This is a genomic window from Myceligenerans xiligouense, from assembly GCF_003814695.1.
GTDB lineage: Bacteria > Actinomycetota > Actinomycetes > Actinomycetales > Cellulomonadaceae > Myceligenerans > Myceligenerans xiligouense.
Map to the genome: position 1 here is coordinate 794,940 of NZ_RKQZ01000001.1, position 25,396 is coordinate 820,335.

The window sequence follows — 25,396 nt, forward strand, 5'->3', positions numbered from 1 at the left end:
TGAACAGGCGTCAGATGCTGACCGTTCTCGCCGGGGTGGCTGCCGTCGGGGCGCTGCCCACGTGCACGGCAGAAGCCCGCGCGGCCTACGCCGCGAACGGGCCCGTCGCCATGACGCTGCCGGACGCGTCCGGACTTCCGGACACCGAACGTGGACAGGTGGTCTGGGCTCACCGCACGGGCGGCCGGGCGGTGCGGGCGGCCGCGGCCGCAGCTCTGGTGGGCTCCGCGGCGGAGGTGACCGCGTTCCTCGGCCAGGTGTTGCCCGCGGCGCGGGCCGAGGACAACCGGTTCACGCTGACGGAAGCCCTGGTGACCGCGGGCCGAGCGACCCGCGAGGGTATCGGGGAGGCGCTCTCCGGTGGCGAGGCGGCGATCGAGAACTTCCTGGACGGTGGATTCCAGAACGCCGTGCACGAGGACCTGGAGGTGGCGGTTACCACGGTCGTGGCCCATGGTGGTCCCGCGGCGGGGCGCGAGGGAGCGGCCGCGCTGGACGGCGGATCGGACTTCGCGTTGCGTGCCTTCCTCAGCGGCGGGCAGTTCAGCGCGCAGGAGGAGGACGAACGTGCCGAGGTGATGTCCCTGCTCGTGACGGCTTCACCGCAGGTGCGGGAGTACGCGGAGCGCGCCCTGGAGGACGGGACGCCGAGGGCGGTGCGGTGGTTCCTGGAGACGGGCCAGTACATCGCCCGGGCGCGTGACGAGGAATCCGCGACGATCGGGCAACTGGTCGAGGTGGTGGAGACGGAGGGCCGGCGCGCCGCCCGGAAGAGCGACGAGGCGGTCGAGCTGTCCGACCAGGCGGTCGAGGCCGCGGAGAAGGCGAAGGCCGCGGCGTTGGAGGCCAAGGCCGAGGCCGAGGCGGCAGAGGACGACGTGACGCGGTCGGCCAGGGCCGCGAACAGGGCCGCCCAGGCCGCGAGGGGTGCGGCCGCTGCCGCATCGACCGCGGTGTCGGCATCGCGGACGGCGCAGGCCGCCGCCCAGCGCTCGGTGGCGGCAGCTCAGGCGGCTGCGGCGGCCGCCGCATCGGCGGGACGTGCCGCGGCCCGTGCGTATCGCGCCGCGATCGGAGCGTCCGGTGACGCGTCGATGGCGGCAGCGGCACGCGCTGCGGCCCAGGAGGCGCGGCGAATGGTCGACTCCGTCCGTTCGGCGGCCGCGAAGGCAGGCCGGGCGGCTGCCGCCGCGGATCACGCCGGAATGGCCGGCGCGGCTGCCGCCAGCTCGGCGAATCATGCGGCTGCTGCCGCCCGCGCCACGGCCGACGCGGCGGTGGCGGCCGGGGCGGCCCAGTCGGAGGCCGCCGCGGCGCAGCGTGCCGCTGCCGTGGCGGAGAGCGCGGCAGCCCGGGCGACTCAAGCCGCCCACAGGTCGCAGTCGCTCGCCGGCCAGGCGGCGGTTGCCGCCCGGGTGGCGCGTGACGCGGCCAACAGCGCAGCCGACCACGCCGAGAACGCTGCTGCCGCTGCCGAGGAAGCCGCCGAGCATGCCGGTGAGGCCGTCGACTACGCCAACCGGTCCACGCTCGCCGCGGAGGCGGCTCTCGAAGCGGCGAACGCCGCAGCCGACGCCGTCACCGAGGCAGAGACCGTCGAGGAGGCGGCTCGTGCGGCCGAGTCCGAGCGCCTGGCAGAGGAGACCGCCGAGGCGATCGAGCGAGCCCGCCTGGAGGCGGACGCGGAGACAGGCCTTCTCGAGCGGGCCAACCGGGAACGGACCCAGGAGGCTCGGCTCTCCGAGGAACTCCGGGACCTCATCGATACCGCGGAATCGGCCCTCCGGGACGATTCCGTCGACGAGGCGGCAGCCGCCGGACGCCGTGCCGCGGTCCGGCTCCTCGACCGGTCGGGGACGTGGACCCGGGAAGCGGCGGAGTTCGCCCTGGCCGGCTCGGACGAGGACGTCCTCCACTGGATCGAGACCGACCGCGTCATCGCGCAGCGGCAGGACGACGCCGAGAACGTCGCTGCGACGGCCGCCGTGTCCACGACGGACGTGGCGAGCGCGGCGGCGGAAGCACTCGGGTCCGAAGATCCGGTCACGATCAGGTCATTCCTCGAGCACGGGGCCGTCGCGGCGGCCGAGGAGGACAACCGGGTCGAGATCCTGACCCTCCTGGCCGACGACGACACGGGTACCGCGGTGCGACGCGCGGCCGAGGCGGCGCTGACGGCCGGGACGGCGGAGGCCTTGCACACCTTCCTGCACGTCGATCGTGCCGAGGCCGTCCGGGAGGACGACCGGGTCGTGGCTTCCACCCTGCTGGCGAACGGTGGCCCCTACGTGAGGGCGGCGGCCGAGGTCGCGCTCGAGGGCGACACGCATATGCTCCGCCAGTTCGTCGGGACCACGCAGTACGACTTCGCGCGGATCGACCACGATCACGCCACGCACATCAGCGCTGTCCGCGCGTCGATCGCACGTGCGGCCAAGGTGGCCGCGGACGCGCGGGAGGACGCCGCACGGGCCTCCGAGGCGGCGGCCATCGCCCGCGATGCCGCGGCCGAAGCGGTCGAATGGGCCGACCGTGCCGCAGGATACGCAGCCGACGCCGCACAGTCCGCACAGGAAGCACGCGACAACGCCGAGGCCGCCGAGCGGTCCGCTGCCGAGGCCGCTCGGTCCGCCGAGACGGCACGTCGGGCAGCCGCCGCCGCTCGTGCGGCGAGCAGCGTGGCGAGACAGGCGGCGACGCGGGCCGTGCGGTCGGCCACGATCGCCGCTTCCTACGCGGCGGACGCCCAGGCATCGGCGTCGGCCGCCCGCAGCGCCGCGATCGCAGCAGGTCAGGATGCCCGCGCTGCCGCCCAGGCCGCGTTCGAGGCTCGAGCACTCGCCATCCAGGCCGCGCTCCGTGAGGCAGCTCAGAATGCGCTCGACAACTCGACCGTGCCGATCGATCCCGAGGAGAACGGCCTGCCGCCCGGTGCCGAGAGCTGCCTGACACCGTTCGGCCGGCCCGTCCCGTCCGGTAACGGCAACAACCCGTGGGAGATCGGCTGGAGCTGGCTCTCGGGTGAGGGGCCGCGTTCGCAGTGTTTCGGTCCGAACGACGAGTTCACCAGGATCTACCGCGAGCACGCGAACACGCAGGAGGTGATCGACATCTTCGCCGACCGCACCCGACAGGGGAACTACGAGCTGGGCCATACCTACATGTGGGACTACGAGCTGGAGGGTTTCGAAGGCGCCGGCAAGTACCTGACGGACTACGGGACACTCGCCACCGCCGGACTCACCGGGAACCTCGCGTACACGTATCTGGGCTCGCACAACGTCAGGATGACGCCTCTTCGGGAGAACCCCGACGGCTCCGTGGTCTGGCGGTACACCGCGTACAACGAGTCCGACATCGAATCCGCGACCCACCCACCCGTCATCGGCTACACGGACTGGTGGAGCGACAACATCGGCTCCCTGGTCGACGACATCGTCGGCGACTCCGGGCCGATGTCCCCCACGACACAGGTCATCGAGTTCGAGGTGACCGTAGGGCCTTGAGGGTGGGGCGGGCGACCTGGCCTGGCCCGGCGCGGAGCGACGCGGCGGCCAGGCGCGGTCGGCCCGCCGCGGACACGGCGCGCGGAGCGGGCTTCTCGCGGGTGACCGGCAGCGGTGCAATAGGCTTTCGGCGTGTCCATCGACCTCACCCAGATCATCAAGGCCTACGACGTCCGGGGCACCGTGCCGGACCAGCTCTCGCCCCGCGTGGCGCGCGCCATCGGGGCCGCGTTCGCGCGGGTCGTGGTGCTCCCGGCGGCCCACGCAGGACGGCCCGGGAACGACGGCACCCCTGGTGTCGTCGTCGGCCACGACATGCGCGAGTCCGGTCCCGACCTCGTCGCCGCGTTCGCCGAAGGGCTGACGGCGGCCGGCGCCGACGTCGTGCGCATCGGGCTGTGCTCGACCGACGGTCTGTACCACGCCTCCGGTGTGCTGGACCTGCCCGGCGCGATGTTCACCGCCAGCCACAACCCGGCCGAGTACAACGGCATCAAGCTGTGCAAGGCCGGGGCGGCGCCGGTCGGTCAGGAAACCGGCCTCGCGGAGGTCCGCGAGCTGGCCCAGAGCTACCTGGACGGCGGACTCCCCGAATCCGCCGCGGAGCCTGGCACCGTCACGGACCGCGACATGCTCGCCGACTACGCGGCGTTCCTGCGCGGCCTGGTCGACCTGTCCGGCATCCGCCCCCTCAAGGTCGTGGTCGACGCCGGGAACGGGATGGGCGGGCACACGGTCCCGGCCGTCCTCGGCACGGGCGCCGGGCTGCCGGAGCTGCCGCTGGAGATCGTCCCCCTGTACTTCGAGCTGGACGGCTCGTTCCCGAACCACGAGGCGAACCCGCTCGAGCCCAAGAACCTGCTGGACCTGCAGGCCGCCGTCGTGGCGAACCAGGCGGACATCGGCCTCGCGTTCGACGGCGACGCGGACCGCTGCTTCGTGGTGGACGAGAAGGGCGCCCCGGTCTCGCCGTCGGCCATCACGGCGCTGGTGGGGCTGCGCGAGGTGGAGAAGGAGAAGGCCGAGGGGCGCGACTCGATCGTGATCCACAACCTCATCACCTCCCGCGCGGTGCCGGACTTCCTCACCGCGGCGGGCGCCACGACCGTCCGCACGCGCGTGGGCCATTCCTACATCAAGGCGCAGATGGCCGAGCACACCGCCGTGTTCGGCGGCGAGCACAGCGCCCACTACTACTTCCGCGACTTCTTCTTCGCGGACACCGGGATGCTCGCGGCGATGCACGTGCTCGCGGCACTCGGCACGCAGGAGCACCCGCTGAGCGCGCTCGGCGAGATGTACGAGCCGTACGTCGCGTCGGGCGAGATCAACTCGCGGGTGGCGGACGTGCCCGCGGCGCGGGCACGCGTGTACGAGGCGTACGTGACGCAGGAGGGCGCCGGCTCGGTCGAGGTCGACGAGCTCGACGGGCTGACCGTGTCCCACTGGGACGGTCACCCGCAGTGGTGGTTCAACCTGCGCGCGTCGAACACGGAGCCGTTGCTGCGGCTCAACGTGGAGGCCGCGGACGCGGACATGATGGAGAAGGTGCGCGACGACGTGCTGGCGCTCGTGCGTGCCGACGACCCGGAGCAGGGCGCATGACGAGCACGGGCGCCGAGGGCGCGGGGACGAGCGGCCCGGCCGGTGCGGCGGGTTCCGGGACGGAGGCCGGCGTGCCGGGGTCCGACGGCGCCGGCCTGCCCGGCTGGGTGCGTGACATCCTGCGCTGCCCGGTCACGGGCGCGGCGCTGGCCGACGGCGTCGGGCCCGGCGGCGAGCCCGAGTTGCACTCGACCGATCCGGACCGTCCGCTCGCCTACCCGGTGCGGGACGGCATCCCGGTGCTGCTGGAGTCGGACGCGCGGGAACTCTGAGGCGGCGGGTAACTCCACCGATTCATCACGATTCGCGGTAATGCGTGGAAGACGTGATGTGTTCAAATCGGTGCCGACACGGACGCCACGCGATGGCGGCCGACCTGCCGTCTCCCGACTGAGAAGAGCTGATGACCAGCGCTCCCACGCTTCGTGAGCACGCCTTTGCGCCCGGCGCGTCGTCCGCGGGCTCCGATGGTCCAGCGAATCACGACGCCCGGCCGCAGCTCAGGCCAGGGCAGACGGAGGAGAACGGCAGCCGGGAAGGCGGAGCGTCCCGGACCGGTGGAGGCTTCCGCCCCGAGCTGCACGGCCTCCGCGCCGTCGCCGTCCTGCTCGTCGTCGCCTATCACGTCTGGTTCGGCAGGGTCTCGGGCGGCGTCGACGTCTTCCTGTTCCTGACCGGGTTCCTGATCACCGGGTCGCTCGCGCGGGCGGCCGAGCGGACCGGGCGGATCCGCCCGTTCGCCTTTCTGTCCCGCCTCGCCTCGCGCCTGCTGCCACCCGTCGTCATCGTGCTGACCGGCACCGTCATCGCGACGTACTTCCTCATGCCGCGCGGGCGCCTGCTCGACACGATCAACGAGGCGATCGCCGCACTGCTCTATCACGAGAACTGGTACCTGGCCCGGCGCGCCGTGGACTACAACACCCGTGACGAGGGCTCCAGCCTGCTGCAGCACTTCTGGTCGCTGTCGATCCAAGGCCAGTTCTACCTCGTGTGGCTCGTGGTGGCGGCCGTCGCTCTCGCCGTCGTGTGGAAGTCCCTGTCCCGGATCCGCGCGGCGTTCCTCGTGGTCATCGTGCCCATCGCGGTGCTGTCGCTCGCCTACTCGGTGTATCTCACCGCGACGAACCAGGTCTGGGCGTACTTCGACACCGGCGCGCGGCTATGGGAGTTCGCCGCCGGCGGCATCCTCGCACTGACCATCCACCGGATCGCGCTGCCGAAGGCGCTGCGGTTCCTGCTCGGCTGGGTCGGACTGCTCGCGCTCATCGCCTGCGGGGCCCTGTTCGACGTCTCGACGATGTTCCCCGGCTGGATCGCGCTGTGGCCGGTGCTGTCCGCGGCCCTCATCCTCGTCGCGGGCCGTACCGCGGTGCCGGGTGCGGTCGACGGGTTCCTGACCTGGCGGCCGCTCTCGGTGGTCGCCGACTGGTCCTACGCCCTGTACCTCTGGCACTGGCCGGTGCTGCTGCTGTACCTCAACGTGACAGGGACGAGCAGGGCCGACGCGCGCGGAGGGGCCTACGTCGTCGGTATCTCGCTCGCCCTCGCCGCGCTCACGACGTTCCTGCTCAGCCATCGTCCGCTGCGGCTGCCGAGGTCGGTGGCACGGCCGGTCCGGCAGTTCGGCTACGCGGCAGTGTGGATCGTCCCGGTCCTGGTGGTCGGCCTGTACGCCCAGCAGCAGGTGGCTCTCGCCGTTCAGCGCGAGGCCGAGCGGGAGGCGTTTCTCGCCTCGGACGAGGGCCGCTACCCGGGAGCCGGCGTCATGATCGATCCGGAACTCCATCGCGACATGCCGGACCTGCCGTGGATCCCGTCCGTCGCGGGGGAGTACGACCTTCCGGCGCCCTCCGACGGCCGGTGCCTGCCGACCATCGCGGGGAACATGCTGTCCTACTGCGCGTCCGGGGATCCCACCGCGACGAGGACGGTCGCGCTCGTGGGTTCGTCACGGATCGCCCACTACCACGACGCGTTCGAGGCCGCGGCCGAGGCCAACGGCTGGCGCCTGCTGACCCTGTCCATGAACGGCTGTCAGTACGCGGCCGGTACGACGGCGCAAACCCGGGCCAGTGAGGAGTGCCGGGTGTGGAACCTTCGCGCCCACGAGTTCCTTCTGACCGACCCGCCCGATCTCGTGGTGACCTTGGGGTCGCGGAGATTCGAGGACCGGGAGACGTACCCTGTCGGTTACGTGTCCCGCTGGCGGGAGCTTTCGGCATCGGGATCCAGGATCCTGGCTCTTGAGGACATTCCACGCCCGGCGCAGGACATGCTCGAGTGCGTGGAGTCGTGGGGCGTCGACGTGTGCACCGAGCGGGTGCGGGAGTCGGACGGCGGTATGTCGCTGCCGGCTCGCTACGAGGCACTGCCCCACGGTGTGACCTTCCGGGGCTTCGGCCCGTACGTCTGCCCGGACGGGGTGTGTGCTCCCGTCCGGGGAAACGTCCTCGTCTACCGGGACTCGTCGCATCTCAGTGCCACGTATGCAGCCACGCTCGCGCCCGTGGCGGAGCGCTTCGTTCATGAGGCGACGGGTTGGTGACCTGGGCGCCAGCCGTCTTGATCCGTCGCGACGCGGGTTCTGAGGGGATGAAACTTTCCCGTAACCTGTGCGCATGCCTGAGACCATCGACGCGCTGGACGGCGGTACGCGCCTGGTGCACATCGGCCTGCCGAAGACAGGGTCGACAGCGCTCCAGTACGCGGCCAAGAAACTGAAGTGGGAACTCCGCAGCGAGGGCGTCAACTATCCGGGCAAGGCGGAGAATCACCACAGGAGTTTGTCGTGGCTCGCTGGGCTCAAGATCGACTATCTCCCTGATCCGACCCCCAAGGAGCAGTGGTGGCGTGTGATCGAGCAAGAGCTCGACCGGTTCTCCGAACAGCGCGCGCTCCTCTCGTTCGAGATGGTCTGCACCGCCGACGCCGAAGGCGCCCGCCGCACTGTCGACGAGGTCGGCGCGCAAGGGAAGCACCCGGTTCACGTCGTACTCGTGCTGCGGAACCTTGGCTCGTTCGTCCCCTCGTACTGGCAGGAGAGCCTCAAGCGCGGCAACACCAGATCGCTCGAGGAGTACCTGCGCGAGGCACTGGCGGACCCGGCGGCGGTCACCGCGTCCGGTGCGTTCCATCGCCGGGACGGACTGAGTCTTCTCGAGCGCTGGGTGAACGCCGTCGGTGCCGAGAATGTCACGGTCATCGTGCTCGAGAAGGACCAACCGACCAGGCTGCTCGACACCTTCGAAGGTCTGCTCGCCCTTCCTGGAGGGCTGCTGCACTCGAGGCAACTGGACGGCGCCGGTCAGAACAGAGGCATGTCCGCCGCAGAGGCCGCGCTCGTTCTGCGGCTCAACCGCCAGATCCGTGGCAGGTGGCGAGCACCCCGGGCGGACCATCGGGCGCTCGTCTTCAAGGGAATGGTGAACCGCATGCTCTCGCTCCGGACACCGAGCGAGTCCGAGGGCAAGCTGGTGGTCCCGCACTGGGCCGCGGACACCCTGGTCGAGGCGGGGGCCCTGCTCGCGGACAACGTCCGGGCCACGGGGGTACGTGTCGTGGGTGACCTCGCGGAGCTGGAGCGCAGGGTTCCCAGCACCGACGACGACGCCACGCCGCCCGCCGAAATCCCGTTCGATCTCGCCGTCGAGGCGCTCCTCGGGATGTACTCACGTGCGACGGGCTGGGACGCGAAGCACAAGAAGAAGGTCGCCGCGGGCACAACGGTGGAGCAGCTCACCGGTCAGCTCGCCGACGCGCGGGACGAGGTAGCTCGCCTCACCGCCGAGGTGGAACGACTGCGTGGCTCCGGTCACCGCATGGGTGCGCCACGCTGGGGGCTGCGCTCCCCGAGGTAGTGCCGATACCGCGATGCGCCCGCCGGCGGCTACTCGGCCGGGGCGGAGTCCTTGGCCGTTGCCAGGTCGGTCGGCGACAGGGTGCCGTCCGGTGTGGGCTTCGTGATCGACCCGGGCCTCCCGCTCGGAGTGGTCTTCCCGGTGGGCCCCGCGTTCGTGGGCGATGTGACGCCTTCCACGACGTCGCGCAGTTGACGGCCCAGGTACGGCGCGAGAGTCTCCGCGAACTGCTTGGTGACGTGATATCCGTCCTGGTAGACAGGCACGTAGCCGACCACGGGCGAGCAGGTCTCCGGGCCGCAGTAGTAATCCGTGAGATCGATCAGGTGCGCGTTCGGATCCAGCGCGACCGCTTCGGCCGAACCGTCACGGCGGAGCGCCTCGTCCCTGTCCTTGGCGCAGGCGACATCTGCGGAGAGACCGTTCTCGGCGATGCAGGGGACGGTCGTGCTCTCGAAATCGCTCGCGGAGTAGGTGAACGTCGGATTGTCCCGGACGGCGATCACGGGCACCGAGAGGTCCGGGCGGGTCGCCCAGGCGTCGGACAAGCCACGGCTGAGTGCCTCGACGCGTGACTCGTCGCCGATCTTCTGGACCGACTTGCGTGCGGAGTGCAGCACGACGTAGGCGTCGTAGTGCGGGTTCGTCCGGATGTGCTCGTCGAGCATCTGGTTCCACTGGGTGCAGAGTTCGGCGGACTCCGGATTCCTGGCCGACATCGGCCGGGTGTTCCAGTGGCAGCCCGCGCGGCTGGCGAGATCGATGCGCCAGCCGTAGGTCTCGGCGATCTTCTCGTACGCCACGGCGAGTGCGTTGTTGTGCGAGTCGCCCGTGACGAGGATGCGTCGCTCGTAGCCGGACTCGGGGCCGAGCGCGCACACGTTGAACTGGACCGGACGCTCCCGGTTGGACCAGCAGTCCCCGAACCTGTTCTCGTCGGCGTCGTAACCGGCGACCAACTCCAGGAGGACCTCCGGATCGGACACGGCACAGGACGAACCCTCCGGGTCCATGGCGGCGGCCCCGACACATCCGGCGTAGTCGTCGAGGAACCGGTCGGCCGAGGCAGCGAGTTCCGCCTCCTGTCGATCGATCTGCCGGATTCCCGCGAAAGAGCCCATCGTGACCGCCCCGAGCAGAACGGCGACGACGGCGAACCGCGGGAAACCTCGCAGCCAGCGGTCCGTCCGGCGCAGCGGTTGTTCGACGAGTGCTCGCGTCAGCCAGGCCAGCACCATCGACACCGAGATGATGATCGCCGCGGCACGCCAGTCGGGCCGCTCGGTACCGGTCATGTGGAGGTAGGCGATCAGCAGCGGCCAGTGCCACAGGTAGAGCGGGAAGGAGATGTCCGCGATGAACCGGAGGGGTGGGAGAGCCAGGAACTTCTGTGGTCCCAGGGATGAGGTCGTTCCGGACGCGAGAACTACGAGGATGGCGCCGCCTACCGGCCACAGGGCCCACGGGCCGGGGAAGAGCGTGCCCCCGTCGAGGAAGAGCCCGGACGACGCGACCATAGCGAGGCCCAGCCACGCGAGAGATGGGCGCAGTACCACGGGCGGCCGCAGGTGGGGGAGGGTCAGGGCGAGCAGAGCACCGAGACCGATCTCCCAGAACCGAGTACCGGTGTGGAAGTACGCCACCGGCTGGTCGGCTTCGCCGAGGCGCCACGCGAAGACGAACGATGCGACAGTTCCGGCGGCGACGAGCACGGTCAGCGCTACTCGTGCCCGTCTGCGCGCGAGATACCAGATGGTCAGCAGGAGCAACGGCCACACGAGCAGGAACTGCCCCTGGACCGCCAGTGACCAGAAGTGCTGCAGCGGGCTCGTGTCAGGTCCTGCGGCGCCGTAGGCCAACTGGGACTGGATCATTTCCCAGTTGAGAAGATATGTCGCCGAGGCGGCGATCTCCCGGACGGTGCTGCGCCATATGGCCTCGGGCATCACCAGGACCGTCAGTACGGCTGTCGCCGCGAGCACGAGCAGCCCGGGTGCCGACAGCCGCAGGAAGGACCGCCCGTAGTGATCCACGAGACGCAGGTCCTGGCGCTCGATCCGGCTCACGAGCGACCGGGTGGCCAGGAAGCCGGTCAGGGCGAGGAAGACGTCGACGCCACCGGACACCCGGCCGTTTCCGAACAGGTGAAAGACGACGACGAGCGCGAGAGCGAGCCCGCGAAGGCCGTGGATCTCGCTGATGTGACCCGCCCTGGAAGACCTCGCTACAGGCGGTGCAGATGCTTCAGGCACGGTGGATCACTTTATCAACCAGGTCACCCGGGCTGTGTCGTCAGGCAGGTGGCGCGGTGTCTGGCACCGGGTCGAACCGTGGGTCACGGCCACCAGAACCCTTGACGTTGACATAGGGAAAGGGCTCGTCAGGGACCGGGTGCCCGAGGAAGGGCGCCAGCTTCTCCCAGCCCTCGCCACCCGGGACGTCGATCTCCAGCAGGTCGTCGGGACGGCCGGCGAAGTACTCGCGGACCTCCCTGTGCCGGGCCGCGTAGACGGCGGTCAGACCCTCGCGGTCGAACGTCGTCCACGAGCTGCGGCCGCGTTCGCGGTTGCGCAGCACGTGTGCCTCGCAGCTGGCCAGCCATCCGTCGAGGTCGCGGGTGTGCAGGATGAACTTGCTACCGGGATAGGCCTTGTCGAACGCCGGGAAATCTCGTTCGACGGTGCGGATGTCGAAGAACATGCGGGCGTCACCGAGCCAGCGCAGCCGCGACAGCGGTGGCTCCCCGGCGGCTATCGCATCTCGCATGGCCGTCTCGATCTCCTCGGCGGGATGCTTCTTGGTCTGGTGGTGCAGGCCGGAGTACCCGAGGACCTTCATCGCTCGGAAGAGGGAGGACGTGCCCGTCTTGGCGAAGCCGATCCCGAACACCCGTTGCTTGACCATGAGACCTCGAAACCTCGCTTTGTGTTGCCTGAGCGACTCGTCGTCGCGTTCCCTCGTGCCCCGCCAAGGCTAGCCCACGGCCTCGATCCACAGAGTTCCGGTCACCGGCGAAGGGTGCGTCGCGCCACGTCGCGCGCGACACGCCCGACCTTGCGCGGAACCTCCGCCACGCGCCTCATGAATCCGGGGTTGATGTGCACCTGGCGATTGGTCTCGCTGCGGAAGACGTGGCGGGACCGGTCGTCGTGCGCGATCGTCGGGGACACGACAACGTCTATCGTGCCGAGTTCGTGTCGCATGCGCACACGGACGAACGTGCGTCCCACCGGGAGGGTGTCCACCGCGGTGACGGCCTCGATCTGCCCCGTGTGCTCGTCGACGTCGGTACGGGCGAACGGACGACGCGACGCACCCTGCGCCGTCTGCACCGAGATGTCGGTCACCTTGCCGACCGGGCTGACGGTCGCACTGAGCACTGCCTGCTTGTCCCGCACGGTGAGCTGCGTCTCGGACACCTTCAGCGGCTTGCCCTCGAGCACCGAACGGACGACCTCGTCCTTGCCGGTCTGCGCGGCCAGGACGAGCTGCTGAACCGCGGCGGAGTGCCAGTGGAGCGCACTGGCCGGGTACAGGCGGTTGAAGAGAACCGCGTGCTTCGCCAGGCGCCCGGCCACGTGCTCCGGCACGGGGGTCTCGGCCTCGGTGACCTCGGTCAGGAGCGAGCTGAGCACCCGGCGGTGGTCCTTCTCGTCGACCGGTGCCAACTCACCGGTCGTCAGCGACGGGAAGATCAAGGGCTCGTCGGTCACCACCGCGCGGGCCGGATCCGTCACGAGGAGTGTCGCCTCTGCCCAGCGGCCGGCGCGGGCCAACGCCCAGACCCAGCGGGTACGCGAGTCGACCCGCTTTTCCATCCGGTCGGTGAGGCGCGACAGCAGCTTGTCGATGAGCGCGCTGAGCTCGGCGAGCGGGGCGGCGAGCTCGGTGTCGTCCAGGTTGTTCTCGGTCGCGAGGTCGCGCAAGAAGTTCCGCAGGTGGACCCAGCCGTCCCGCACGAGTACGAGATCGTCGTACTCGCGCATCACGGCGCTGCTGCCGAGCGCACTCACATGGATGCACGAGGCGAGTTCCTGGCGCAGGTAAGACTCGAAGCTCGCGAGGCCCGAGGCTCGCGAACTCATGGAGGTGGAACCCGGCCGGTTGCGGTAGAGGTACACCGTCTCGGGAAGGACCGCGATGCGGCGCGCCGCCACCAGCGCCTTCGTCATCGGAACGACGTCGTTGGAACGGGGAACGGTCGGGAAGAGGATGTTCTCGCCGACCCAGAAGTCACGCCGGAACAGGCGGTTCCAGCAGGCCCGGTTGCGGATGAGGGACGGGTGCTCGTCGAGCGTCGTAGCAGATCGGCGACGGGCCCAGGCACTCCAGGACTCCGTCGGGTGCCAGGTGTGTGTCGTGTAGAACTTGAGGAAGCCGCCCACGACCATGTCGGCCCCGTCCTCGCGCGCGGCATCGAGCATGGTGGCGTACGCGCGACGAGGAACGATGTCGTCACCGTCGGCGAAGGCCACGTACTCGCCACGCGCCAGTTCCACGCCGTAGTTACGGGCTTGAGCACCGCCCTTGCCGATATTGCGCACGGCACGCACGCGAGGGTCGCGCTGCGCGAACTCGCCGACGATCGACCAGGTGTCGTCGGTCGACCCGTCGTCGACCACGATCACCTCGTGGTCGACCTCCTGGTCGAGGATCGAACTCAGGCAGTCCACCAGCCACGGTGCGACGTTGTGCACCGGGACGATCACGGACACGTCGGGTGCGGCGCTCTGCGTCGCCGCGATCTCCTTGCTCACTCAGAGCCTCTCGGTCGTGGTGGCGCTCGGGATGAGCGGCGCGGTCGTGGTGGGGAGGGAGTCGATCACGGCGAGGAAGTCGCGGGACATCGACCACGGTGTGTACGCCTGGGCGTAGCGGGCGGCGGATGTGGAGGCCGGGCCGAGGCCGGTGTGCGCGGCGACGAGCGCCTCCGCGAGATGACCGGCCTGGTCGCCGTCCGAGGCGTAGGTGCGGACCCACTCCTCGCCCTCGTAGACGGTGGCGAGCGTGGACGGTCCGGGGATGATCACCGGGGTGCCGAAGGAGCAGGCGAGCAGGGCACTGCCCGAGTTGAGGATCCGCTGGTAGGGCAGCGCCATGATGTCGGACGCGCGGAGCCAGAGGCCGAGTTCCTCGTCCGGGACGAAGGACAGTCGCTTGACGACCGGAACCGATGTCGGGAGGACCTCCTCGACGGCGGCCGCGTCGCTCGGGTTCGCATATCCGGCGAGCAGCAGGGTGATGTTCGGAACCCGTGCAGCGGCGCGTTCCACGGCGGCGCACAGGATGTCGACCCCCTTGTACGGGCGGATGCGACCGGTGAAGCCGACGGCGAACGCGTCAGCCGGCACGCCGAGCTCCGCCCGCGCCTGCTCGCGGGTCCACGTGTCGGGGTAGACCCCGGCGTAGCTGGAGTGCCGGACCGTGACCAGCTTGTCGGCGGGCAACCGGTACGCGTGCTCGACAGCCGGCGCCGTATGGCCGTGCAGTTGGATGATGGCCGTGGCGTTCTCGGCCAGAGCCTCGGCGATCTCCTTCTCCAGCTCGGGGAACCGTGCGTCGTGCGCGAGTTCGTTGTGCACGGTCCACAGGAGGTGGATGCCGCGTTCCCGGAGGGTTTCGAGCGCGGCACGGAAGCGCTTGAGATGTTCGCGCGCCTCGCCGTCCGACTCGCAGCCGGCCAGGACGGGGTTGGTCCAGTGCACGTGTGCGACATCGCCGGGGTCGAGACGGTCGGCGGCCCATTGCTCGAAGCCCTGGAGGCTGGTGGTGCCGCGCATCCGCCATCCGTCGGCCTCGGCCGCGAGATAGAGCATCGAGAGATAGGGGTTGTCGCTCCAGCGAGGAAAGACGAGGAGCTGCGGGCGGCGCGTGGTCATGCGCGGATCACGTCCTGAAGCGGAGGTACGGACAACTCGGCGGGAGGTGTGTTCGCCGGGAGGAGGCCGTCGGACACGGCGAGCAGCCGGTCCTGACCCGACGACACCTGCCGGAGCGGGATCAGGACACCGTCGAGGTGCAGGTCACCGCGCCAGACCTGGCCCGCGAGATCCCGGGCGGGGACGAGGACGTCGAGATCGACGTGCCACTGCTTGCGCTGCTGCTCGTACAGCCCGACATCGAAGCGGTGCTCGGCCCCGCTCTCCTCGTGCGTCATGACGAGGGCCACCGTGCCGGCCGAGGCCAGGGTCCCTGGTGCCACGAGCGTGACGGACAGGAGAACGTGGTCTCCGACAAGCCGGCACGTGCGGCAGAAGGCCTCCATGGCGAGCTCTCCGAGGGCCGCCGCGTGCGCCTGGTCGGCGCCGACGCGATCCGTCGTGCTGGTCGGCGCCTGTGGATTGGTGTCTGCTGTCACGTCCTGCCGTTCCGGTGAGGGGAGCTGGCGAAGGCATCGCCGGATTTCCCGGCAAGCATACGTTCAACGAGGTCGGCGAACGCGCGGGACATCCGCGTCGGGGAGAACCTCCGCGCGTGGTTCACGGCGGCGTCACGAACGGCGGGATCCCGGAACCAGGGGTCGGTGAGCAGCGCCGCGATCGATGCGACGGGGTCGGCCGGATCGAAGAACCGTGTCCACGGCTCGTCGCCGAAGTCCTCGACCAGATGGGGCTCACCCGGCAGCACCACCGGGACGCCGTAGGTGGACGCGAGGTGCATCGTCCCGGAGTTGAGGATCTTCTCGTACGGCAGCACCACGACGTCCGCGGCGGAGAACCAGGTGGCCACCTCGTCGTCGTCGACGAACCGGAGCGCGGACGTGATCGGCACGCCGTCCTCGGCGAGCGCGGCGGCCAGGTCCGCGACGTCGCCCGACGGTTTGCCCGCGAGCAGCAGCCCGGCATCCGCCCCGGCGTCCCGTACCGCCCGCATGGCGTCGAACAGGTGCCGCAGGCCCTTGTACGGGCGCAGATGACCGAAGAACAGCACGCCGACCGGGGCGGTGACGCCCAGCGCCGCGCGCGCCGCGGTCCGGTCGAGCCTGCGCCCGTAGACGCCGTGGTAGCTGGAGTGCGGCACGACCACGGTCCGGTCGCGGGGGATCCGGTAGTCGCCGGCGACGGCCGCGGCGGTGGCCGGCCGCAGCACGTGCACGAGGTCGGCGAGGTCGGCCAGCTCCTGGTGCAGGCGTCGCGCGGCCGCGGCGTGCGTCGTGTCGTGCGGGAGGGAGTTGTGCACCGTCCACAGGACCGGTCGGCCGTGGCCCTGGGCCGTGCGTACCGCGTCGAGGAAGTCGTCGACGCGACGCTCGGCGTCCTCGGCGTCCTCGGCGTCCGTCGCCTCGTCGGTGATCGGGCTCGGCCACTGCAGGTGCACGAGGCCGGTGACCGACGGATCACGCAGCGCGGCGGCGGTGAGCCGGACATTCGCGTTCCCGGTGACGGCGATCCCGCGCGCGACCGCCTCCGCGTACAGCATCTGGACGAACGGGTTCGACGTCCAGTAGGGGAACGTCTGGATGCGTCGCGTGGCGCGTCCTGGCATCGAAAGACCTCAGAAGGTGCGCGTGTGCTTGAATGTGACCGGCACAGTCTACGGAAGGGCGCACGGTGCACGAACCCCAGGCCGACCTCGCCGGCGGTCCGAGGTCCGCGGGGGCGCCTCCCGCACCGGTCCTGTCCGTCGTGCTCGTCACCAAGGACGACGACGACCGCGTGGCCGAGACGGTGTGGTCCGTCCTGCACCAGTCCCTGGCCGAACTGGAACTCGTCGTCGTCGATCGAGGATCGGTCGACGACACCCCGGACATCCTGGAAGCGGCGGCGTCCGACTCCCGGCTCCGTCGCGTCGACGCCGCGACCCTGAGCCGCGGAGCGGCGCGTGACCTCGGCCTGGCCCGGTCCCGGGGGACGTACGTCATGTTCGCCGACGCCGACGGCACGCTGCCCGAGCACGCCTGCGCCGCCGCCGTCGCCCGAGCGAGGAGGACCGGCGCCGAGCTGGTCGTGGGCCGCCACGTCCGGTTCACGCCGCGCCGGCTGACCACCTCCGCCGTGCCGGCCGTCGCGCGCGACCGCGCCTGCTGGAACCGGCTCGTCGACCGCGCCGCGTGGAACACGGCCGGACTGACGTTCGCGGGGACCGAGCATGCCGATGACCTGCTCGTCGCCCTGCGCGCCGACCTCACGCTGCGGCGCGAGGTCCTGGACGAGCCCGTCCAGATCCGGCGCGCCAGGGTGGGCCGCACCCGACCGGAACGGGCGGCCCGCGTCCGCGACCACCTGACCCAGGAACTCGCGTGCCTCGCCGAGGTGCGCGACCGGCAGGACCCGGCGCTGCTCGACGCGTACCTCTCGGGCGTGCTGGACGCCGACCTCTGGTCGCACCTGCCCGCGCTGCTGGAACCGGACGCGCTCACGGACCCCGGGCTGGACACGGCCCGCGAGGCCGCCGCGACGCTGGTCCGGGCGGCGCCCCCGGCGGTGTGGCGCCGTCTGCCCGCCGACCGGCTGCGCGTCTACACCCCGCTTGGGCACGGGCGCTGGACGCGGGCGGCGGCATCCCTGACGGCCCGGCCCCGCCCCACGACCCTGGCGGGCAGGGTGCGTGCCCGGGCGGACCGGGCCGCACTCGCGGCGGCAGGTGCGACGGAGGCCCTGGTCCGGGGCGCTCTGCGAGGCCGGTCCGCCGGCGGATCCGGCGGTGCCGCGTCATGACCGCTCCCGAACTCAGCGTCGTGGTCCCCACCCACGACGTCGCGCCCTGGATCGAGGAGTGCCTGCACAGCATCCTCGGTCAGGAAGGCGTCCGCCTGGAGATCGTCGTCGTCGACGACGGCTCGACCGACCCGACCCGCGACGTCGTCGGCGCGATCGACGATCCGCGCATCCGGCTCGTCACGGCCGAACGGCCCGGCGGAGGCCCCGCGCGGAACCAGGGCGCGGGCCTCGCGCGCGGTGAGTACCTCGCGTTCGCCGACGGCGACGACGTCGTGCCGCCCGGAGCGTACGCCGCCCTGCTGGGGTCGCTGCGGGCGAGCGGATCGGACATGGCAGTCGGCAACTTCGTGCGGTTTCCCGACGGCGAGGACACCCCCGGTCGCCCCGGCGCCGGCGGACCGGTGCGCGGCGACGCCGGCCCCGAGGGCGCCGCGAACCCCGCCGTGCCGGCCACCCGGCACGTCACCGAGCCCCGTACCGGCATCACCGTGCACGACGAACCGGCCCTGGTGCGCAACCGCGCCTGCTGGAACCGCGTGTTCCGCCGCGCGTTCTGGAACTCCCACGGCATCCGGTTCGAGGACTCCCGCCGGTCGAACGACATCGTCGCGATGGCCCGCGCGTCCGTCGCGGCGCGCACCGACCTGGTGCCCGACGTCGTCTACCGCTATCGCCAGCGGTTCGGGAACGGCTCGATGACCACGTTCGGTGCCACCCCCGAGGCCCAGCTCGTCTACCTCGGGCAGGAGCGGCTGTGCGCGCCGCTGCTGACCGGAGCGGGCGAGCGGGTACGCACCGTGTACTCGGGGATGCTCCTGCGCTCGTACCTCTGGAACGCCGTGCGCATCGTCCTCGACGACCCGGAGCACACCGCCCCCGGCCGCGAGGCCGAGCTCCGCCGTCGCCTCGCGGAGCCGCTCGCCGACATCCTGGACCGGCTCAGCCCCGCCACGCTCGCGTCACTTCCCCGAGCACGCCGCGAGGTGTTCGCCCGCACGGCAGCCGGGGACTGGGACCAGGCGCGCGCGGCGCTGCGCCGCGTGACGTCGCCCACGCGGGCGGACCGGGCGCTCGCGGCCGTGGAAGGCACGGGGCGCCGCGCGGGCCGGCTGGCCGGCCGCGTGCTGGTCCGGGCCCGGCGACTGGTGCTCAGCGGGTGAGACAGCCGCTCGCTCGCCGGCGGGACAGGACGCGTAGCATGGCTCGCTGCGTCCGGACACGTGCCCGTCACCGGTAGCATTTCACCCGCATTCCCACCACACGGAAAGACGAGCATGAGCGGATCCTTCTCGCAACGAATGCGCCGGGCGGCGGCGTCCGCCGCCCGCCCCGCGCTGTCCCGCCTCTCCGGGACGGGCCCGGCGGAGAAGGTGAGGCGACTGCGCCGGTACGTGCTCGCCTACGACCGCATCGTCGCGATCCTCGGTGGGGAGACCAACCTGCACGCCGGGCGGACCGCCGGCATCGTGCCGCCGCTCACGCTCACGCGCGAGCAGGAGATGGAGAACCGCCGCCGGGCACGGGCCACCGTCGCCAAGGCGGACATGGCCCGCGCGCTGGAGCGCGGCCTGCCGCTGGAGGCCGCCGTCGTCGAGGGCGTGCGCGGCCTCATCGCGGCGCGCGACGACGTGTCGATGCGCAGCCTCAACCAGTCCCTCCTGCGCGACGACGCGACCCGCGTCGCCGGCACCCTTGGTGAGGCGGTCGCCGCCGAGTACTACAGCTTCGACAACCTGGCCTGGACCCGGTTCGGCGAGGTCCCGCTGGAGACCGCCGCGAAGTGGGCCGCCCGGGAGTACGCGCGGGTCGCCGCGCGCAAGGACCCCGCGGCGCTGGACGCCCTGGCCGACGTCGTCCTCGCGCAGCCCGCGCTCGACGTCCCCGGGGCGCTCGGCGTGCTGGAGGCGACGCTCGCCACCCACCGCGGCAAGACCGCCGCGCGCCTGTTCGAACGGCTCCTCGCCGAGGCCTCGGAGGGCTCGGAGGCCGCCGCGCGCCTGGACTGGCTGTCCGAGTGGGTGCGGCGCGAGGTCGCACCGGACGCGCCCCTGCCGGTGGCGGACGGCGCCGTGCCGTTCGCCGTTATGGGCTACCGCACGCCCGACCGGAAGATGACCACCCAGAACATCGGCGACTACGTGCAGACCATCGCGGCGTCGTCGCACCTGGTGCGGCGCACCGGCCTGACGTTCACCGGTCAGCCGGACCTGGCGGAGAGCTTCGGCCGGCTCGCCGCCCGCGTCCCGGCCGAGCACCGCGTCGAGGGCGGCCCCGAGCGCGCCGTCCACCTGGTCGAGATGAACCGAGACGCCTCCGCCACCGACGCGATCCCCGAGAACACCTGGACGCTCGGGTTCGGCTGGTACATGAACTCGGCGTTCGGCCTGATCCCGGACTTCCCGTTCCACCCGAACCTCAAGCCCATCCTCATCTCGTTCCACGTGAACCGGCTGGAGATGCTCACGCCCGAGGCCGTCGAGTACCTCAAGGCGCACGGGCCCGTCGGCTGCCGCGACTGGAACACCGTCTACCTGCTGCTCGCCGCCGGCGTCCCGGCGTTCTTCTCCGGCTGCCTGACCACCACCGTGAACGGGCTGTTCGAGCGCCGCAGGGCGGGCGCGGGCAAGCCCGCGGTCTACGTCGACACGCCCGCCCCGCGCGGCGCCGCCACCATCAAGCAGGAGTACGACGCCGTCCGGGACCGCACCCTGGCCGAGAACATCGACGAGGCCGTCCGCCTGCTGGAGGGCTACCAGACGGACTACTCCCGGATCGTCACGTCCCGCCTGCACTGCTACCTGCCCACCTGGGCGATCGGCGCCGACGTCGAGTTCCGGCCCAAGCGCGCGGCCGACATCCGGTTCAACGGGCTGCTCGACGCGACCGAGGCGGACCGGCGCGCGATGCAGGAGCGCGTCACCCGCCTGCTGGACGTCGCCTTCACCGAGATCCTCGCCGGGAAGCCGGCCGAAGAGGTGTACGCGGCGTGGGCGGAGGCGTGCGAGCCGGAGGTCGCCGCCGCGCGGCGGCGGCTCGAGGCGCCCGGCGCGAACGACCCGCTGCCCTTCGACCTGGACGACGTCGTCGCACGAGTGCGCTCGCGCGAGCAGGTCCGGCCCGCGCTGGAGCCACGTGACGGCGAACCGGTGCACGTCTCCATCGCCATGGACGGCAACCTCAAGGAGCAGGCGAAGGTGGTCGCGACCGCGCTCGCCGACCACGCGGAGCGGCCCACCGTGCTCTACGTGCAGTGCCGGGACCACTCGCAGGCGGACATCGACGCGTTCAACGCGCTGTTCCCGGAGCTGGAGATCCACTGGCTGCCGTGCGACGGCATCGAGTACGGGTCGATCAGCGGCATGCTCTCCCACATCACCGTGGCCACCATGGACCGCCTGCTGCTGCCGTACCTGCTGCCGGACCTCGACAAGGTGATCTACCACGACATCGACGCCGTGCTGCTCACCGACATCGGCGAGCTCTACGACCTCGATCTCGGTGACGCGCCGCTCGCCGCCCGGGACGCCGCCGGCCGCTACTTCCTGTCCGGGTTCCGCAACACGTGGATCACGACCAAGAAGATGCCGGGCGGGGCCGCGGTCGCGAACGAGTTCCTGCGGCGGATGTCCGCCCACCAGACGTACGACTACGTCGCGTTCAACGCCGGGATCATGGTGCTCAACCTGGACCGGATGCGCGCCGACGGGTTCGCCGAGAACTACCTGCCGTGGGCCGGCATGTACGGGCTCAACGACCAGCAGTTGCTCAACGTCTACGCCGGGAACACGCGCGTCGTGATGGACCCGGCGTGGAACGCGTTCCCGGCGCAGGAGGACGTGCGGGACCCGAAGCTGATCCACTGGGCCGGGCACCGCAAGCCGTGGAGCGCCGAGTACTCCACCTGCCAGGAGTACTGGCAGGCCGCGGAGAAGAGGCTCGCCGAACGAGCGGTCGCCGCGGGCGCCCCGGGAGCCGTCGGCGGTCCCGCCGGCGCCGAGGGGCACTGACCGACCCGCCGGACCGTTGTCCCACTGACCCTGACCAGCCTCACGCGTCGATAGACTGAGGCCCGATCCAGACCCCTGTGTGCCCGGACGCCCCGGCACCGAGGAGAACGAGGAGTTCGTGACCGTCACCGAGAATCGAGCGGCGGCACCCGAGCCGCTGTCTTCGGCCGAGGCGAGGGCGCTCGCCCGGCAGCACGGCCTCGAGGAGGCCGGGGTCCGCCCGGGCATGGGTACCTACCTGAAACAGCTCTGGGCGCGCCGCGACTTCATTCGCGTCTTCTCCACGTCCAAGGCGTACGCGAAGCACCAGGGGTCGTTCCTCGGGCAGATGTGGGCGACCCTGAACCCGACGCTCAACGCGATCATCTACACGCTGATCTTCGGGTTCATCCTCGATGCGGATCGCGGCCTGGAAAACGTCGTCGCCTTCATCGTGATCGGCGTGTTCGTCTTCCGCCTCATGGACAACGCGATCAGCAGCGGCGCTCGGGCGATCGACGGCAACATGCAGCTCGTACGGTCCTTGCGGTTCCCGCGGGCCGTGCTGCCGCTGGCGAACGTCATCACCAGTCTGACCCTCTTCATCCCGACGGTCGGGGTGATGTGCCTGTTCACGCTCGCGTCGGGCTACATCCCCTTCAAGGACCTGAAGGTCATCACGCTGACCTGGCACTGGCTGGAGATCATTCCCGCCCTCGCGCTGGTCACGCTGCTCAACACCGGGATCAGCCTGTTCATGGCGCGGTACGGCTACGGCAAGCCCGACCTGCTGCAGGTGCTGCCCTTCATCACGCGCCTGCTGATGTACGGGTCCGGCGTGCTGTTCCCGATCACGCGGTTCGTGAGCGGTACCGACCAGACGTCGGTGGTGATCCGCGCGATTCTGGAATACCAGCCGGTCGCGGTGTTCCTCCGGCTCTTCCGGATGATCATGATGGACGACGTGACCATCCCTTACGACCCCTGGCTGTGGGCCTGGGCCGGCGGATGGGCGTTGTTCATCCTGGTGGGAGGATTCATCTACTTCTGGGCCGCCGAGGAAAGGTACGGGCGTGACTGAGAACGTGCCCAGCAGGGCCCCGAAGGGGGAACCCGAGGAGATCGACTTCGAGATCGACGCCGAGGACCTCCCGGACCGCGCGGTCCGGACCGAGCTCGGTTCGCCGTCGGTCATCGTGGACGACGTGCACGTCACCTACCGGGTGTTCGGCGGCAAGCCCGTGTCGGGCGCCAACCGGTCGCTGTTCAACCGCATGGTCGGTCGCGCCCGGCAGAGCGTGGGCGCCATCACGGAGGTGCGCGCCGTGCGTGGTGTCTCCTTCGTGGCGCGCCACGGTGAGGCGATCGGCATCGTCGGGACGAACGGCTCGGGGAAGTCCACGTTGCTCCGCGCCGTCGCGGGGCTCCACCCCCCCTCGAAGGGGCGCGTCTACCTCTCCGGGGAGCCGTCGCTCCTGGGCGTCAACGCCGCGCTGCTGAAGGACCTCTCCGGCGAACGCAACATCACCATCGGAGGCCTCGCCCTCGGCATGTCGGAGGACGAGGCCCGGGCGAAGGTCCCGGAGATCGTGGACTTCGCGGATCTCGGCGATTTCGTCTACCTGCCGATGAACGCCTACTCCTCCGGGATGGCCGCGCGGCTGCGCTTCGCGATCTCGACGATCGTCACGCCCGACATCCTCATGGTGGACGAGGCGCTCGCCACCGGGGACGCCGCCTTCCGCAAGAAGAGCAAGGAGCGCATCGAGAAGATCCGCGAGGAGGCCGGCACGGTCTTCCTCGTCAGCCACTCGATCGCGTCGGTGCGCGCGATGTGCACCCGCGTGATCTGGCTCGACCAGGGCCAGGTGCGCATGGACGGCGACGTCGACACGGTGTGCGACGAGTACCAGAAGTACATCAAGGGCAAGAACGGCCAGGCGAAGGCCGGCGGGAAGATCGGTCCCGGCGGCCGGCGCAAGGGGGCCGGCAAGGGCCGAGGAGCGGGCAAGGGCAAGCCGAAGACCGGCAACGGCAAGCGGCCCGCGAAGGTCGCCGGGCAGCACAAGCAGTACCCGCGTCCGGCCGAGGGCGGCCACCCCGCGACGGGTTCGCTGCGCCGGTTGACCCAGGACGACCTGCGCCCCGCCACCGGCTCGCTCCGCCAGGTCCCGCGGGACGAGACGCGCCCCGCCACGGGCCCGCTGCGGAAGGTCACCCCGGAGAGTTCCCGCCCGGCGGCGAGCTCCCGTCCGGCGACCGGTGCGCTGCGCCGGGTGACCGAGGACGACCCACGCCCCTCGACCGGCACGCTGCGCAGGCTCACCTGGGAGGACGTCCGGCCGGACCGCGTGAGCGGCGGGTTCTCGGACCGCTCGGGGGGCGGCGACGCCGATCCGCTGGCGGCTCCGGAGACCCGCCCGGTCGTGGAGCCGGCCCTGCCGCGGGTGCCGCGCTGGCCCTCGTCCACCTCGGAGACCGGCTTCCCCGACCTGGACGGGCCGACGTCCCGGTCGGAGGCGGAGTTGCGCCGCGCACGCCGGTCGTGGGTGGGCCAGCGGCGGCCGAGGAGCACCGAACCCGCGCCGGACACGGAGGCGATTCCCGTGGTCAGGGTGACGGATCCGCGCGACAAGCAGGGCGAGGGCTAGCATGTCCCGCATGTCTGATGCGTCCGGCGGTTCCGGGACTGTGCCTGATGGCCCCGGGCCGGTGCCCGGTGTCTCCGTCTTCCTCACGGTGCGCAACGAGGAGCGGGACCTGGCCGAATCCGTCGGGCGGATCCTCGAGCAGGACTACGCCGGTCCGCTCGAGGTGGTGCTCGCCGTCGGGCCGAGCAACGACCGCACGGCCGAGATCGCCGAGAAGCTGGCGGCCGTGGAGCCGCGGCTGACGGTCGTCGACAACCCGGCGGGATGGACGCCGGCCGGCCTCAACGCGGCGATCCGCGCCGCGCGGCACGACCTGCTGGTGCGCGTGGACGGCCACAGCCACGTCGAGGCCGGCTACGTGTCGCGGGTGGTACGGGTCCTGATCTCCTCGGGTGCGGCGAACGTCGGCGGGATCATGGTGCCCGAGGGTCGCACGGCCTTCGAGAAGGCGGTCGCGGTGGCGATGAGCTCACCGCTCGGGATCGGCTCGGCCCCGTTCCACACGGGTGGCCGGGCCGGGCCCGCCGACTCGGTGTACCTCGGGGCGTTCCGCCGCGACGCGCTGGAGGCGGTCGGGCTGTACGACGAGGAGTACCTGCGCGCCCAGGACTGGGAGCTGAACTACCGGCTGCGGCAGGCCGGCCACACCGTCTGGTTCGACCCGGCGCTCCGCGTCGGGTACCGGCCGCGCGGTAGCTGGCGGCAGCTCGCCACGCAGTTCTTCCGCTCCGGGCGCTGGCGCAACCACGTGATGCGGCAGTACCCCGACACCGCGAGCCTGCGATACCTCGCCCCGCCGGCCGCGGTGTGCGGCATCGTGGCCGGCATCGCGGCGGGCGTCGTCGGCGCCTTCACCACGCCGTGGCTGCTGTGGGGTCTGGTGGTCCCGGGCGGCTACGTGCTCGGCGTGGTGGCCGGCTCGCTCCGGGAGGGCCGCGACCTCCCGCTCCGCGCCCGCCTGCTGCTGCCGGGCGTACTCATGACCATGCACCTGTCCTGGGGCGCGGGGTTCCTCCGCGGCCCGGAACGCCACTCCTGAGAAACCGTGACGGCGGTCGCCCGCCCGTCCGGACTCCGGAGGGGCGGGCGGCCACGTCGCGCGTGTCCTGCCGGAGTTCTCCGCTACCC

General features: G+C 71.2%; 17 protein-coding genes. 11 read left to right on the plus strand and 6 right to left on the minus strand.

The annotated features are described in order from the left end of the window. Positions 1-14 precede the first annotated feature (14 nt). The 5 genes from EDD34_RS03410 (at position 15) to EDD34_RS03430 (ending at position 8,971) form a co-directional block, all read left to right on the plus strand. The gene (locus EDD34_RS03410) at positions 15-3,506 is read left to right on the plus strand and encodes an ALF repeat-containing protein (protein ID WP_123813320.1); all 3,492 of its coding nucleotides are present in this window, start codon (positions 15-17) and stop codon (positions 3,504-3,506) included. 132 nt (positions 3,507-3,638) lie between these two features. Then, the gene (locus EDD34_RS03415; protein WP_123813321.1) at positions 3,639-5,111 is read left to right on the plus strand and encodes a phosphomannomutase/phosphoglucomutase; all 1,473 of its coding nucleotides are present in this window, start codon (positions 3,639-3,641) and stop codon (positions 5,109-5,111) included. Between the two features lie 71 nt (positions 5,112-5,182). Further along, the gene (locus EDD34_RS03420) at positions 5,183-5,383 is read left to right on the plus strand and encodes a Trm112 family protein (RefSeq protein ID WP_425462370.1); all 201 of its coding nucleotides are present in this window, start codon (positions 5,183-5,185) and stop codon (positions 5,381-5,383) included. A 131-nt stretch (positions 5,384-5,514) separates the two neighbouring features. Continuing rightward, a complete protein-coding gene (locus EDD34_RS03425) occupies positions 5,515-7,659 on the plus strand; it encodes an acyltransferase family protein (protein WP_123813323.1) in 2,145 nt (714 codons plus the stop codon). Positions 7,660-7,732: 73 nt separating this feature from the next. Next, positions 7,733-8,971, plus strand: a complete 1,239-nt coding sequence (locus tag EDD34_RS03430) for a hypothetical protein (protein WP_123813324.1) — start codon at positions 7,733-7,735, stop codon at positions 8,969-8,971. A gap of 29 nt (positions 8,972-9,000) precedes the next feature. On the opposite strand, the gene EDD34_RS03435 is transcribed toward EDD34_RS03430, so the two are convergent. The 6 genes from EDD34_RS03435 to EDD34_RS03460 all read right to left on the minus strand — a co-directional run bounded on the left by EDD34_RS03435 (position 9,001) and on the right by EDD34_RS03460 (position 16,456). Then, entirely contained in the window at positions 9,001-11,223 is a 2,223-nt protein-coding gene (locus EDD34_RS03435) for an acyltransferase family protein (RefSeq protein ID WP_123813325.1), read from the minus strand. A gap of 40 nt (positions 11,224-11,263) precedes the next feature. Then, positions 11,264-11,875, minus strand: a complete 612-nt coding sequence (locus tag EDD34_RS03440) for a sulfotransferase family protein (RefSeq protein WP_123813326.1) — start codon at positions 11,873-11,875, stop codon at positions 11,264-11,266. 101 nt (positions 11,876-11,976) lie between these two features. Beyond that, the gene (locus tag EDD34_RS03445) at positions 11,977-13,728 is read right to left on the minus strand and encodes a glycosyltransferase family 2 protein (RefSeq protein WP_123813327.1); all 1,752 of its coding nucleotides are present in this window, start codon (positions 13,726-13,728) and stop codon (positions 11,977-11,979) included. Beyond that, entirely contained in the window at positions 13,729-14,850 is a 1,122-nt protein-coding gene (locus EDD34_RS03450) for a glycosyltransferase (protein WP_123813328.1), read from the minus strand. It abuts the gene before it with no gap. Then, complete coding sequence (locus tag EDD34_RS03455; RefSeq protein ID WP_123813329.1) at positions 14,847-15,329, minus strand: hypothetical protein; 483 nt, start codon at positions 15,327-15,329, stop codon at positions 14,847-14,849. The genes EDD34_RS03450 and EDD34_RS03455 overlap by 4 nt, the downstream gene beginning before the upstream one ends. Further along, positions 15,326-16,456 (minus strand): glycosyltransferase, encoded by a 1,131-nt coding sequence (locus EDD34_RS03460; protein WP_123813330.1) that lies wholly within the window; start codon positions 16,454-16,456, stop codon positions 15,326-15,328. Before EDD34_RS03460 ends, EDD34_RS03455 begins: the two co-directional genes overlap by 4 nt. A 65-nt stretch (positions 16,457-16,521) precedes the next feature. Here EDD34_RS03460 and EDD34_RS21360 point away from each other — a divergent pair, with 65 nt between their 5' ends. The 6 genes from EDD34_RS21360 to EDD34_RS03490 all read left to right on the plus strand — a co-directional run bounded on the left by EDD34_RS21360 (position 16,522) and on the right by EDD34_RS03490 (position 25,307). Beyond that, complete coding sequence (locus EDD34_RS21360; RefSeq protein WP_123813331.1) at positions 16,522-17,628, plus strand: glycosyltransferase family 2 protein; 1,107 nt, start codon at positions 16,522-16,524, stop codon at positions 17,626-17,628. After that, a complete protein-coding gene (locus tag EDD34_RS03470) occupies positions 17,625-18,791 on the plus strand; it encodes a glycosyltransferase family 2 protein (RefSeq protein WP_123813332.1) in 1,167 nt (388 codons plus the stop codon). Before EDD34_RS21360 ends, EDD34_RS03470 begins: the two co-directional genes overlap by 4 nt. A gap of 114 nt (positions 18,792-18,905) precedes the next feature. Then, positions 18,906-21,638, plus strand: a complete 2,733-nt coding sequence (locus EDD34_RS03475) for a glycosyltransferase (protein ID WP_123813333.1) — start codon at positions 18,906-18,908, stop codon at positions 21,636-21,638. 79 nt (positions 21,639-21,717) lie between these two features. Next, positions 21,718-22,698 carry an ABC transporter permease gene (locus EDD34_RS03480; protein ID WP_123813334.1) on the plus strand — a complete coding sequence of 327 codons (981 nt, stop codon included), beginning with the start codon at positions 21,718-21,720 and terminating at the stop codon, positions 22,696-22,698. Further along, the gene (locus EDD34_RS21480; RefSeq protein WP_342774798.1) at positions 22,691-24,268 is read left to right on the plus strand and encodes an ABC transporter ATP-binding protein; all 1,578 of its coding nucleotides are present in this window, start codon (positions 22,691-22,693) and stop codon (positions 24,266-24,268) included. The genes EDD34_RS03480 and EDD34_RS21480 overlap by 8 nt, the downstream gene beginning before the upstream one ends. Positions 24,269-24,278: 10 nt before the next feature. After that, the gene (locus EDD34_RS03490) at positions 24,279-25,307 is read left to right on the plus strand and encodes a glycosyltransferase family 2 protein (RefSeq protein WP_123813335.1); all 1,029 of its coding nucleotides are present in this window, start codon (positions 24,279-24,281) and stop codon (positions 25,305-25,307) included. Positions 25,308-25,396: the final 89 nt, after the last annotated feature.